At 64.0% G+C, this 15,238-nt stretch carries 1 protein-coding gene (cut by a window edge); it reads right to left on the minus strand.

Features of this window, described 5'->3' with window-relative positions:
* Positions 1-15,238 carry the 3' portion of an amino acid adenylation domain-containing protein gene (locus AC0IXS_RS01035; RefSeq protein ID WP_471823489.1) on the minus strand. The gene runs 2,504 nt beyond the window's last position, so 15,238 of the gene's 17,742 nt are visible here — the last part of the coding sequence; its start codon lies off the right edge, out of view; its stop codon occupies positions 1-3.

Below are 15,238 nucleotides of genomic sequence, written 5' to 3' on the forward strand. Positions count from 1 at the left end.
TCATGAGAGCGTTTCCCGCACACTGACCGGCTGCCTGTCGTACCACCATGCCGCCAGGCTGTAGACGTCAGGCGTCTTGAGGATGCTGAAATGATCGCCAGGACCGTTCCACAGCGTCAGTTGCGGCACTACCTGCTGCCAGCCCTGAGTCATGTCGCTCTGTTCGACGCGATTGGCCGCTGCATCCAGTGCGGGGTCGGTCAGCAGCACCAGACTCGCGGGCCCGGCATAGCCTGTTTCCGGTCGGTACAGGGTGCGCAGTGCGCTGGAGAACGTACGCACGATCCCGTTCAGCGCCTGAGGCGCAATCCGCGACGACAGCAGACCGACGCGCACCATGGCTTCGCGAAGCTGCACTGATTGAGCCGCGTCGTCAGCGTCGGCGAAGGCCTGTGTATCAAGCCCAAGGTCCTTGCCGCTGGACAATTGCAGCGCGTTGATCAGCCGCTGCACCGCCGCCGTGGCGGTGTATGGCTTGCCGCAGGTCGTGGTGTTGCCGGGCGCTTCGCTGTCGATCAGGGTCAGGGAAAGCACTTCGCGTCCCTGTGCCTGCAACTTGCCCGCCATGGCATGCGCCACCCAGCCGCCAAATGAATGGCCCACCAGATGCAGCGGCCCTTGCGGGTACAGGCTCTCGATTTCTCGCACATAGCTTCTGGCTGCGGCCTCGACCCGGCTGTGAGGCACGTAACGGCCTTCCAGTCCGCGCGCCTGGAACCCGTAGATCGGCCAGTCAGGCCCCAGCGCTTCGGCCAGACCGATCAGGCTGGTGACACTGTCGCCCGCCCCAGGCACACAAAACAGCGGTGCACGGGCATTCTGCCCGCTCTGGATGGCCAGCAACGACTTATAGACCTGGGACGGCTGCACAGCACCGGCCTGAGCGGCCAGCGCCTTGCCCAGCGCCTGTCCCAGCACCTGAACATGGGGCGTTTGCATCATGCTCATGTGATCGCCCGGCACACTGACGCAATGCAGTTGCCCGGCAGGCAGGACATCGGCCCAACCATGGCTTGAATCCTGTCCGCTGGCTGCATCGCTCGGTGCATTCTGTAGCTGTTCGGCGCGGAACAGATGCACCGGCAGGCTCATCGGTTCGAGCCGGTAATGAGCCAGCGCGTGACCGTGAGCCAGTTCGCGCTCCAGGTAATGACGCAATTGCAGATCGCCCGCCTCGGCCAGTTCCGGATACAGCAATTGCTCATCCCGGCACAATTGCAACAGTGATTCGAATGCAGGCATGTCGGTCTGCTCCTGCAGACTCACCAGGCGCATCAGTGGCGTGACGCCAGCCTTGCCTTGCGCCTGCCAGTACGCCGCACAATGCGCCAGCAGCTCGCGTTCCAGCAGCTGCGGGCCTTCCCAGCGCGCTTTGCCCTGGTCGCTCAGACGCGGCGCGTAGCTGTCCAGCAGCCCGACGAAGGAGACGGTTTCATCCATGCCCAGCAGTTGCGTGGCCACTTCATAGGCCAGCACGCCGCCGAACGACCAGCCTGCCAGTCGATAAGGTCCATGCGGCTGCACACCACGAATTCGCTCGACCAGTCCGGCTGCCAAACCTTCCAGCGTATTGAGCTGCGGTTGTTCCAGGCCGATGCCGGGCAGACCGTAGATCGCAAAATCGCCGTCCAGATGCTGCCCCAGCACCGGGAAATAGGCGTCCAGACCGGTGAAGTCGTGGATCAGGAACAGCGGCGTACCATTGCTGCCCTCACGTACCGTGATCACATCAGGCGTGTCGGCAGTGCCGTCAGGTCGTTGCTCAAGCAGCCCGGCCAACGCTGCAATGCTCGGGTGCTGGAACAGCTCTGCCAGACTCAGCGACAAACCGGATTTCTGCATCAGGCTGACCAGACGGATCGCCAGCAACGAGTGACCGCCCAGCTCGAAGAAGCTGTCGTGGCGGCCGACCCGCTCGACTTCCAGCACCTCGGCCCATAGCCCGGCCAGGCACTGTTCCATCGGCGTCTCGGGCGCCTGATAGGTGGCGGTTGCCAGCGCATCCAGGCTCGGCACCGGCAGTGCCTTGCGGTCCACTTTGCCGTTCTGGGTCAGCGGCAGTGCATCCAGCGCGACATAAGCCGCAGGCACCATGTACTCGGGCAGACGCCCCGTAAGGTGCGCTCGCAACGTGGTTGCGTCGAGCTGCGCATCCAGACAGGTGTAATACGCCACCAGCCGCAATCCGCCCTCTTCCAGCTGCCGCGCCACGACCACGGCTTCGCCGATGCCGGGATAGGACGCAAGTTGCTGCTCGATCTCGCCCAGTTCGATACGCACGCCGCGAATCTTCACTTGGTCGTCATTGCGTCCCAGGTACTCCAGCGTGCCATCGGCCAGCCAGCGAACCAGGTCACCGGAGCGATACATCCGCGCTTTGGGCTGCTCGCTGAACGGGTCATCGAGGAAGCGTTCGGCGGTCATGTCCGGGCGGTTCAGGTAACCCCGGGCCAGACCGTCGCCGCCGATGTACAACTCGCCGGGCACACCCAGCGGCACTGGCTGGCAACGTGCATCCAGCACGTAGAGGCGTGCGTGGGACACCGGTTTTCCGATGTGCAGCACACCGCCCGGCGACATTTCGCCGGAACTGGCAACGACTGTGGTTTCGGTCGGCCCGTAGTTGTTGATCACCGCAAAGCCGGGGTCGCGAGGGAACTGACGCAGGCGGTCGCCGCCGATCAGCAGCGTGCGCAACGTCGGATGACGCAGTTCGCGGCTGAACGCGTATTCGGCAACCGGCGTCGGCAGGAAGGCCACCTGCAGCGGCTGGGCAATCCACCAGTCGAGCAGCGCATCCAGTTGCTCATTGCCGATCCCGGCAGGCGGCACGTGCAGTGTTGCCCCGGCGCAGAGCGCAGGCCAGACCTCCCAGGCCATGGCGTCGAAGCCGAAACCGGCGACGCTGGCGGTATGGCTGCCAGCGTGCAGGTCGAAGGCCTGACAATGCCAGTCCACCAGATTATTGAGGGTTCGATGCTCGACCATCACGCCTTTGGGTAACCCGGTGGAGCCCGACGTATAGATCACGTAAGCCAGATGATCGACGGTAAGGTGCACGACCTGCGGATTGTCCTCACGCATTGGCCAGTCAGCGCGGTCCAGTGCCACGACCGGCACCGCCAGCGGTGGAAGCCGCTCCAGCAGATCGGACTGAGTCAGCACCGCTACCGGCGCGCTGTCCTGCAGCAGGTAGCCGACACGCTCGTCCGGGTGACCCGGATCGACCGGCACATAACCGGCACCGGCCTTGAGCACTGCCAGCAGCCCGACCAGTGTGTCCAGCCCGCGGCACGCCATGACCGCCACGCGGTCGTCAGGACGGACACCCAGTCCGATCAGGTGATGCGCCAGAGCGTTGGCGCGACGGTTCAATTCGCCGTAGCTCAGACGCTGGTCACCCACTTGTGCGGCCACGGCATCAGGCGCATTGGCCGCGTGACGTTCGATGCGCTGATGAAGGGTGAGCTCGCTGTCAGGCTCGCTGCGTCGGGCATTGAAGCCGTCCAGCAGCTCGATGCGTTCGGCAGCGGGCAACAGATTAATCGTGTGGAGCCCACTGCGCGGCGCCTGCGCCAGGGTCTGAACCAGTGCTTCCACGGCGCAGACCATGTAGGCACAGACACGTCGCGCATCTATGCCTGACGAGGTGAGCGCGGTGAGGTCGAAGCCCTCGCCCAGATCATCGACGCTCAGGGTCAGCGGGTAGTTGCTGCGCTCATCGGCCTCAAGCAGTTCGATACCCTGCCAGGCATCACTGGTCGGGGCGTCGGCAGTTTGCGGGGCTGCGCTGTGTCGGTAATTGAGCAATGCACTGAACAGCGGCGCACCGGCGGGCAGCGCGCTGCAACGTTGCGCGAGTGCCAGCGGCGCATGTTCGTGCGTCAACAGGCCGCTCAGGCGGCGATGGGCCTGCAGCACAGCCTCTTGTGCGGACTGGCCAGCGAGGTCGATGCGCAGCGGCAAGGTATTGATGAACACGCCCAGCGTGCGCTCCACGCCTTCTCCGCCTTGCAGTCGGCCAAGCAAAACGGTGCCGAACACCACCTTGTCGCGACCGGACAACTGTCCGAGCACCTGAGCCCAGGCCAGGTGCATCAGGCTGGCCGCGCTGACGCCCAGCACACGCGCCTGATCACGCACCTTGCGACTCAAGTCAGCCGTCATCGGCTGCCTGGCTTCACCTGGCACTTCAGCGCCCGGCAACCAGCCTTGGCCATAAGGCAAGGTCGGTTCGTCCAGATCCCCAAGCTGCTCGCGGAAGAACAGCTCATGCCCCTGATCGCCCTGCCCCTGCAAGGTCTGGGCAATGTAATTGCGATACGGCACCGGCGCAGGCAGTTGTGCTTCCTGATCGAGCAGGATCGCCTGCAGTTCATGGCTCAGCAGCTCCAGCGCCATGTGATCCATGATCAGGTGATGGAACAGCAACACCGCGACAATCCGCCCATTGGCAGGATCGGCAGCGTGGACCAGACGCAGCAACGGCGCCCGTTCAAGTCCAAGAGGCTCTGCGTCCGCGAGATCCTCCAGCGCGACTTCGATCACGGACAGCGTGGCCTGGCGCCAGACCACCTGCACCGGCGTTTCCAGCCCTTCCCAGCACAGAGAGGTGCGCAGCACGTCGTTGCGGGCGATCACCTGCTGCAGGGCGATACAGAATGCGTCCAGACGCGAACGGTCAGCGAAGGCGAAACGGGCCTGCAACTGATAGGGATCGTCGCCGCCTGCAGACAAGTGATGGTAGAAGATACCGGCCTGCAGCGGCCCCAGCGGATAGATGTCCTGCACGTTGGCCACGCCCCCCGGAACACTGGCGACGATCAGATCGATGTCAGCCTGTTCCAGTTCCACCAACGGCAGAAGATCCGGGGTGATGCGCAGGCAACCCGGCTCGATCAGATTGGCGGGCACCTGTGTTTGCTGACTGTTGCCAATCGCAGCCGCCAATGCAGCCAGCGTCGGCTGCGCGAACAGCGTCCGAATATCCGCATCGAGCCCCTGGCGGCGCATTTGCGCGATCAGGTTCACGGCCAGCAGCGAATGCCCGCCCAATTCGAAGAAATGGTCATGACGGCCCACACGTTCGACTTGCAGCAGCGAACTCCATATCTCGGCGACGGCCGTTTCCACCGCCCCTTGGGGTGCCTCATAGTCCCGACCCGGCAGCGCTTCACGATCCGGCACCGGCAAGGCACGACGGTCGACCTTGCCGTTGGCGGTCAGCGGCCAGGCGTCCAGGCGCATGAAGGCGCTGGGCACCATGTAGCCCGGCAGCACGGCCAGCAAGGCGGCACGCAGTTCGGACACCGGCGTCGACAGCGAACCCTCGCGCTCGATGAAATACGCCGCGAGTCTTGGCTGTCCCGGTTCATCTTCACGTGCCAGAACCAACGCTTCTTCGATACCCGGCAACTGAGTCAACTGGGCTTCGATCTCGCCCAGCTCAATTCGCACGCCCCGGATCTTCACCTGATCATCGTTGCGACCGAGGTATTCCAGCGTGCCATCGGCGTTCCAGCGCGCCAGGTCGCCGGTGCGGTACATACGCGCTTCGGGATTGTTGTGAAACGGATCACGCAGGAAGCGCTCGGCGGTCATTTCCGGCCGGTTCAGGTAGCCGCGCGCCACGCTGTCACCGGCGACATACAACTCGCCCGCCACGCCCAGCGGCACCAGTTGCTGACGCTCGTCGAGCAGGTACACGCGGGTGTTGGCGATTGGTTTGCCGATATCGAGGCTGCCGTCGGGCAGCAAACGTCCCGAAGTCGCCACCACCGTGGCCTCGGTCGGGCCGTAGTTGTTGATCACGGCAAAACCCGGATTACGATGGAACTGGCGCAGACGGTCACCGCCGATCAGCAGCGTACGCAAGGTCGGGTGACGCAGGTCCCGGCTGAAGGCGTATTCGGCGACCGGCGTTGGGAGGAACGCAACCTGCAGCGGCTGGGCGATCCACCAGTCGAGCAGCGCATCAAGCTGTTCGTTGCCCACGTCCGCAGGCGGCAGGTGCAGGGTCGCCCCGGCGCACAAGGCGGGCCAGACTTCCCATGCCATGGCATCGAAACCGAAACCAGCGACGCTGGCCGTGTGGCTGCCCGCCTGAAGATCGAAAGCCTGGCAGTGCCAGTCGATCAGGTTGTTCAGCGTGCGATGCTCGACCATCACGCCTTTCGGCTGGCCGGTGGAACCCGACGTGTAGATCACGTAGGCCAGATTCGCAGAAGTCAGACCCGCCACCAGCGGGTTGTCCAGGCGCTCCGGCCAGGTTGGCTGGTCGAAGGCGATCACTGGCGCAGCCAGTTCGGGCACGCGAGCCAGCACTGCCTGTTGGGTCAGCACCACTTTCGGTGCGCTGTCGCTCAGCAGATAAGCGATGCGTTCGTCAGGGTGCGACGGATCCACCGGCACGTAACCGGCACCGGACTTGAGCACTGCAAGCATGGCCACCAGCGTATCGAGGCCGCGACGGGCCATGACGGCAACGCGGTCGTCGGCGCGCACGCCGAGGCTGATCAGATGATGGGCCAGCGCGTTGGCGCGCAGGTTAAGCTCGCCGTAATTCAGACGACGCTCGCCGACCTGTGCCGCCACGCTTTCGGGCGCGCTGGCTGCACGGGCTTCGATAATGGCGTGCACCGTCTGCTCGTTATCCACCGCCACGGCAGTCGCATTGAGCGTTTCCAACAGGTAACGCCGCTCCTGCTCGCCGACCAGAGCAACGCGATCAAGCCGCGTGTGCTCATGAGTCGCCAGCGTTTCAAGGATCTGCACGAAGTAGTTCAGATACCGCTGCGCCGTCGCTTTGTCGAACAGCGCCGTGGCGTAGTCCAGCGAGCCGACCAGGGTTTCGCCCTGCTCGCTCAGGTTCAGCGACAGGTCGAACTTGGACACCTGACTGACCTGTTCGACAGGCGCCACCACCAGACCGCCAAGCGGTACGGCAACGTGCTTACCCGGCATCCAGTTCAGCGTGGTCTGGAACAATGGAGCATGGGCCAGGCTGCGTGTCGGGCGAACCACTTCCACGACCTGCTCGAACGGCAGGTCCTGATGGTCCTGCGCCTCAAGTACACGCGCCTTGACCTGCGCCAGCAGCGCTTCACCGCTCGGACTGCCCGAGGTGTCGATGCGCACGGCCAGGGTGTTGACGAACAGGCCGACCAGGTCTTCCAGTTCGGTACGACCGCGTCCCGCTACCGGGCTGCCAATCACCACTTCGGCCTGACCGGAGAGACGTGTGAGCGTCGTGGCCCAGGCGGCCATCAGTGCCATGTACAATGTGACGCCCTGGCGTTGCGCCAGTTTGCGCAGATCGGCCGCAAGCCTTGCATCCAGCTGCAACGCGAGGCTGGCGCCTGCAAAGTCCTGTTGCGCAGGACGCGGACGGTCGGTCGGCAAGGTGAGCAGTGTCGGCGCGCCTTCCAACACTTGGCGCCAGTAGGCGGCCTGGTGTTGCAGACGTTCACCGGTCAGCCAGCGACGTTGCCACACAGCGTAATCGGCGTACTGGATCGCCAGGGGTGGCAAAGGGTCAGGCTGTTCCTGACAGAACGCCGGGTACAGCGCGAGCAATTCCTGTGTCAGGACGCCCATCGACCAGCCATCGGCGACGATGTGGTGCACGGTCAGCAGCAGCACATGACGCTCATCCGCAACCTGCAGCAGATGGGCGCGGATCAGCGGGCCGTGGGTCAGGTCGAACGGGGCGACTGCCTCGGCACGCAGACACGCCTCCAGGCTCAGGGGAGCGTGACGAATGTCTTCGACCAACAGCCTGGCGTCGGCGGGCGTGGGCACGAACAGCACTTGCGCACTGTCGCCGCTGGCCACGAATCGGCTGCGCAAGGTTTCGTGGCGTTCGACGATACGCGCCAGGGCTCGCGTCAGTGCCGTGACGTCGAGCGCGCCTTCAAGGCTCAACGCCATCGGGATGTTATAGGCCTCGTTGCCGCCGTCCATCTGTGCCAGGAACCACAGCCGTTGCTGGGCGAAGGACAGTGGCATTGGCTGGTCGCGCTTCGCCGGCAGAATCGAAGGCAGTTCGCTGCGGGCCACGCCAGACAACGCGGCCGCTACAGCGACCAGCTCACCAAGGGCAAACAGCTCACCCAGCGGCAGTTCCACGCCCAGTTGCTGGCGAACCTGAGACACCATCCGCATGGCCAGCAGCGAATGCCCGCCCAGATCGAAGAAATGGTCGTGACGGCCGACTCGCTCGACCTGCAGCACCTCGGCCCAGATCTCGGCCAGTGCCACTTCGAACTCACCTTCAGGCGCTTCATAGCTCACTCCGAACAACACAGAACGTTCGGGTTTGGGCAGCGCACGGCGATCCAGTTTGCCATTGGCTGTCAGGGGCAGCACCTTCAGCTCGATGAATGCCGTCGGCACCATGTAGTCCGGCAGATTGGCCTGCAAATGCGCGCGCATCTGTTCCGGGGCGAGCAGCGTGTTTTCTTCATGGCTGGTGTAATAGGCCACGAGCCGCACGTTGCCGGGCTCGTCTTCGCGAGCCAGTACCACGGTTTCGCCAATACCCGGCAACTGGTGCAGGCAGCTGACGATCTCACCCAGCTCGATACGGAAGCCACGAATCTTGACCTGATCGTCGTTGCGTCCCAGGCATTCCAGCTGACCGTCCTCCATCCAGCGACCGAGGTCGCCGGAGCGGTACATCATGGCGCCTGGCTGATCGCTGAACGGGTCGACAAGGAATTTCTCGACGCTCAGCTCCGGGCGATTCAAGTAGCCCAGCGCCACGCCGTCGCCACCGATGTACAGCTCGCCCGTAACCCCCTTGGGCGCCAGACGCTGATGAGCATCCAGCACATAAATACTCGTATTGCCGATGGGACGGCCAATCGGCACGCTCTCGTCTCCCTCGGACACGGCGCGCACTTCGCAGGTGGTGGCGAAAGTGGTGGTCTCGGTCGGACCGTAGACGTTGAACAGGCGCAGGCCCTGCGCCTGGCTCAGCAGCGCCCGATAGCTGGCAGGGTCTGCGCGTTCGCCGCCAGAAAGCAGCAACCTCAAGCCTTGCAGGGCTTGCGGAATCTGTTGCACGTACTGGTTGAACAGCGCCGTGGTAATGAACAGCACGCTGATTCGGGCATCGATCAGCAAGGCGCTGAAGCGAACCGGATCGACCAGCGTTTCATGGTCAACCACACATAGCTGCCCGCCATTGAGCAAGGCGCCCCACACTTCCATGGTGCTGGCATCGAACGCCGGGTTGGACGCAAAGGCGATGCGGTCATGTTCGTTGAAATCGGCATAGCCATTGTTCAGCACCAGACGGGCAATACCGCGATGCGGCACGCGCACCCCTTTGGGCGCGCCGGTGGAGCCGGAGGTGTACATGACGTAGGCCGCCGTGTCCGAACCCTGCGCCAGGTCCGGGTCATGGCTCGGCTGGCCGTTCAGATCAAGGCTGTCCAGATCGATACGGCGCGTTGCCGCGTTGATGGCCGCAGTGCTGCGAGTCAGGACGCAGACGGCCTGGCAGTCATCCAGCATGTAGCTCTGGCGTTCTGCAGGTGCATTGACATCCAGCGGAACGAAGGTCGCGGCGCATTTGCTCACAGCCAGTTGGCCGATCAGCAGCTCCATTGAGCGCGCAAGGACGATAGCGACATGATCGTCGGGCGCAATGCCCTGTTCGATCAGGTAATGAGCGAGGCGATTGGCCTGCGCGTTCAGCTCACCATAGGTTATCGAGCGCTGGCCATGCTCGGCGGCCACACGATCAGGATGCCGGGCGGCACGCTGTTCGAACAGACGGTGCACAGGCTGCTCGCGTGGGTAATCACGGCGGGTATCGTTGAACACGCTGAGCAGCTCCTGACGCTCGGCAGCAGGCAAAATGGCCAGTTGCGTCATGTCCGTGTCCGGCTGCTGTTCAAGCGCCAGAATCAAGTGTGTCAGCGCTTCGTGCAGGTAATCGCAGATCCGTTGCGGTTCGATGCCAGGCGTGGCCTGCGCCGTGAAACTGAAACCTTCGCCCAGGTCATCGACGCTCAGGGTCAGTGGATAGTTGCTGCGTTCCTCGGCGTTCAGCACCTCGATACCTTGCCAGGCCTGCACAGTCGCGTCGTCAGCGGCTTTGTGTGCCGCACTGTGACGGTAGTTGAGCAAGGTGTTGAACAACGGAGCGCCCGCGGGCAGTGCGCTGCAGCGCTGGGCCAGCGCCAGTTGCGCATGCTCGTGGGTCAGCAGACCGGTCAGCCTGCGGTGAGTGTCGAGTACAGCATCGCGCACCGACTGGCTGCCCAGTTCGATGCGCAGCGGCAAGGTATTGATGAACACACCCAGCGCCCGTTCCACACCCTCGGTGCCGTGCAGGCGGCCCAGCAGTACCGTGCCGAAGACCACGCTTTCGCGTCCCGACAGGTGCCCGAGCACCTGGGCCCAGGCCAGGTGCATCAGACTGGCGGCGCTGACACCCAGCAGACGCGACTGATCGCGTACCTTGTGGCACAGGGTGTCATCCAGCACCAGACGTGCCTCGCGGGGAATGTCTTCCTGGGAGGCGAACGCAAGGCCATACGGCAGCGTCGGCTCATCGATGTCGCCCAGTTGTTCGCGGAAAAACGCTTCGTGGGCGGCATCGTCCGGGCCTTGCAGCACCTGAGCGATGTAGTTGCGGTACGGAACAGGCTCGGCCTGCTGCGCGTGGTCGCCCAGCAGGATGCTTTGCAGCTCCTGGCCCAGTACATCGAGTGCCACATGGTCCATGACCACGTGATGGAAACGCAGCGCCGCAGCGATCAGCCCGGTGGCCGGATCATGAGCGTGTACCAGATGCAGCAGCGGTGCCTGGGTCAGGTCCATGCGCGGCGCGTCGTCCAGATCCTGCAGTTCAACCGCATCCACACGCAGAGTCGCCTTGCGCCACACGACCTGCACCGGGGCTTGCAAGCCTTCCCAGAACAGCGCCGTGCGCAGGATGTCGTGACGCTCGATCACCTGTTGTAACGCACCGCAGAACGCGTCCAGACGTGTCGTGTCAGCGAAGGTGAATCTCGGTTGCAGCAGGTATGGGTCGCTGTCGCCAGCGGCCAGGTGGTGGTAAAGGATGCCGGCCTGCAACGGCCCGACCGGGTAGATGTCCTGCACATTGGCGGCACCGCCAGGCACATGGGCGACGATCCGGTCGATGGCCTCCTGATCCAGCTGCACCAGCGGCAACAGGTCCGGGGTGATATAACGGCAATCCGCATCGATCCGGTTCGCCGGAATCTGCAGCACGTTGTCAGTGCCGACCGCGCTGGCCAGCGCAGCCAGGGTGGGCTGGGCGAACAGCACGCGAATGTCGGCGCTCATGCCCAGCTTGCGCATGCGTGCAATCAGCGTGACGGCGAGCAGCGAATGGCCGCCCAGTTCGAAGAAGTGATCCTGACGCCCTACTCGGGCGACGTTCAGCAGCTCGGCCCAGAGTTCGGCGAGAAGCGCTTCGGTTTCGCACAGCGGCGCCTCGTAGTGACGGCTCAGCACTGCGCTTGCGTCCGGTTCCGGCAGCGCTGCGCGGTCCAGCTTACCGTTGAGGCTCAGAGGCAAGGCCGACAGCGCGACATAGGCGGTCGGCACCATGTAATCCGGCAGTTGCGCCAGCACATGGGCGCGCAAGGCCTCGATGCCAGGTGCCGAATGACCTTCGCGGCAGCTGAACCAAGCCACCAGACGTTCGCCATGCAGCAGCACAGCCACTTCACGCAGCGCCGGATGGGCGCTAAGACGCGCTTCGATCTCGCCCAGTTCGATGCGCAGGCCATGCAGCTTGACCTGGAAGTCGTTGCGGCCGAGGAATTCCAGTTGGCCATCTGCCCGCTGGCGAACCAGATCGCCGCTGCGATACAGGCGATCACCGGGCACGAATGGGCTGTCGATGAAGCGTTCGGCCTGCATGTCAGGCAGATTCAGATAACCACGGGTGACACCCGCGCCACCGATGTGCAACTGACCCACCACGCCTTGCGGCACCGGCTGGTCGTAGTCGTCCAGCACATACAGTCGCGTGTTGCTGATTGCGCGACCGATTGGCAACGCCGTTTCCGGAACCGGTTCATGAGGCTCCAGGGTCCAGACGCTGCAGTCCACCGTGGCTTCGGTCGGACCATAGACGTTGTGCAGACGGACCTGTGGCAGACGCAGGCGGACCTGTGCCGCCATGGCTGCGGTCAGTTCGCCGCCGCCACAGACGATGTCGGTCAGGCTGACGCAATGAGCGCTTTCATCGAGATCGACGAACTGTTGCAGCAGCGCGGGCACGAACTGCACCACGCTGACCTGACGGTCCTGAATTTCCTGGACCAGATACGCCGGATCACGCTGACCATCGGGACGCGCCAATACCAGGCGCATGCCCGCACACAGGGGCCAGAACAGTTCCCAGACCGAGGCATCGAAACTCACCGGCGTCTTGTGCAGCAGCGCACCGTTCGGCACCGGCGGACACAGTTGCGAACTCCACTGCACCAGATTGCACAGGCCGCGATGTTCGACCATTACGCCCTTGGGCGCTCCGGTAGAGCCCGAGGTGTAGATCACGTAAGCCAGATGGCCCGCGCCCAACCCCTGAACAACCGGGTTCTCGGGCGATTGCGCGTTCCAGGTGCAACTGTCCAGATTGACCTGCGGCAGCGGGCGATCGGCAAAACGCGCCTGCGTCGTGCCATCGACCAGCAGCGCCACGGCTTCGCTGTCGCCGAGCATGTAGGCCAGACGATCCATCGGGTAGCCCGGATCCAGCGGCACGTAGGCACCGCCGGCCTTGAGCACAGCCAGCAGGCCGACCACCAGCTGCGGACCACGCTGCAGGCACACCGCGACGCGGCTTTCAGTCTGCACGCCCTGCCCGATCAGATGATGAGCCAGACGATTCGCGGCCTCATTGAGCTGGCGATAGCTCAGGCAGACACCGGCCGACTCCAGCGCAACGGCATCCGGCGTCCGGGCCACCTGCGCCTCGAACAACGCCTGCAGAGGGCGATCGAGCTGAAAATCCTGCTCGCTGGCATTGAATTCCACCAACAGACGACGGCGCTCCTGAGGCCCCAGCAATCCGGCTCTGGCAGGCACAGCGTGCGCATTGCCGACCATCGTCCACAGCAACTGCTCCAGGTAACCCACGTAACGTGCAACGGTCGATTCGTCGAACAGTGCCGTGGCGTAATCCACCACGCCCCCGAACCCTTCATCGGTCTCGCCCATGCTCAGGGTCAGGTCGAACTTGGCGAAGGTCGGCTGTTCGGACAGCGGTTGCAGGTGCAGGTCGCCCAGTTGCAGCCCAAGCCCCTGGCTTCCGTCCCAGGCCAACGAGGCCTGAAACAGAGGGCTGTGGGCCAGACTGCGTGGCGGCCGCAAGCGCTCCACCACCTGCTCGAACGGCAGGTCCTGATGTTCCTGAGCCTGAATCACCTGAGACTTGATGCGCGCCAGCAAGGTGCTGACGTCGGGCTCACCAGACGTGTCGATGCGCACCGCGAGAGTGTTGACGAACAGGCCGATCAGTTCCTCGACTTCGCTGCGTCGGCGGTTGGCCACCGGCATGCCGATCACCACCTCGGACTGTCCTGACAAGCGAGCCAGCAGCACGGCCCAAGCGCCCATGAACAGCATGAACGGTGTCACGGCATAAAGCTGGCAGAAGGTTTTCAGGTCATCGCACAGGCGCGGATCAAGGCGCACGGCGACGCTGGCCCCCGAGTAGTCCTGACGCGCCGGACGTGGCCGGTCGGTGGGCAGGGTCAACAGCGCTGGCGCGCCGCTCAATGCGTGATGCCAATAATCGCTCTGGTGGCTCATGCGCTCGCCGTCCAGCCAGTCGCGCTGCCACAGTGTGTAATCGGCGTACTGCAAGGCCAGCGGCGGCAGCGGATCGTCCAGCCCCTGACTGAAAGCCCGGTACAGCGTGGTGAGTTCACGGGTGAATACGCCCAGCGACCAACCATCAGCGACGATGTGGTGCAGGGTCAGCAACAGCACGTGCCGGTCTTCGGCCAGGCACAGCAGACGCCCACGAATCGGCAGATCATCCAGCAGATCGAACGGCTGCGCGGCTTCTTCGCGAACCACACGTTGCAGCGCCTGTTCGTCCTGACCGCGCAGGTCCTGCCAGAGCAGATCAGGGACGACTGACGCCGCTGCTGCCTCAACACGAGCCTCGCCTTCCTGCTGTATGAAACGACTGCGCAGACTGTCGTGGCGGACCACGATGCGCTCAAGGGCGCGTTTCAGTGCGCGGGTGTCCAGTTGACCGGTCAGTTGCAGGCCTAGCGGAATGTTGTAGGCGCTGTTGGCGTCTTCCATTTGCGCCAGAAACCACAATCGTTGCTGGGCAAAGGACAGCGGCACCGGCCCTTCATGGCGGATGACCTGGATGGCAGGCAGCTCACTGCGCCCGGTACTGCCCAGGCAGCGCGCAACGGCTGCCAGCGCGCTGTCGGCAAACAGATCGCCCAGCGCAAGCTCCAGTGACAGGCGTTGACGCACCTGGGACACCATGCGCATGGCCAGCAGTGAGTGGCCGCCCAGTTCGAAGAACCGGTCGTGACGCCCTACCCGCTCGACCTGCAGCAACTCACTCCAGATCGCCGCCAGGGCAACTTCCAGCTCGCCTTGCGGCGCCTGGTATTCACCGGTGTTCAGTGCGTCACGATCCGGCACTGGCAAGGCACGACGGTCGACCTTGCCGTTGGCGGTCAGCGGCCAGGCATCCAGACGCACCAGTGCGCTGGGCACCATGTAGCCCGGCAGCACCGCCAGCAAGGCCGTGCGCAGTTCGCCCACGTTCAAGGTGGTGACATTTGCCTGTTCGGTGAAGTAACCCACCAGCCTCGGCTGGCCCGGTTCGTCTTCACGGGCAACGACCAACGCTTCTTCGATACCCGGCAACTGGCTCAACTGGGCCTCGATCTCGCCAAGTTCAATACGCACGCCACGGATCTTCACCTGATCATCGTTGCGACCGAGGTATTCCAGCGTGCCATTGGCGTTCCAGCGCGCCAAGTCACCCGTACGGTACATTCTTGCTTCGGCATTGTTGTGGAACGGATCACGCAGGAAGCGCTCGGCGGTCATTTCCGGCCGGTTCAGATAACCGCGCGCCACGCTGTCACCGGCAACATACAACTCGCCTGCCATACCCAAAGGCACCAATTGCTGACGCTCGTCGAGCAGGTACACGCGGGTGTTGGCGATTGGTTTGCCGATATCGAGGCTTCCGTCGGGCAGCAAA

The organism is Pseudomonas sp. AC016, assembly GCF_979253365.1.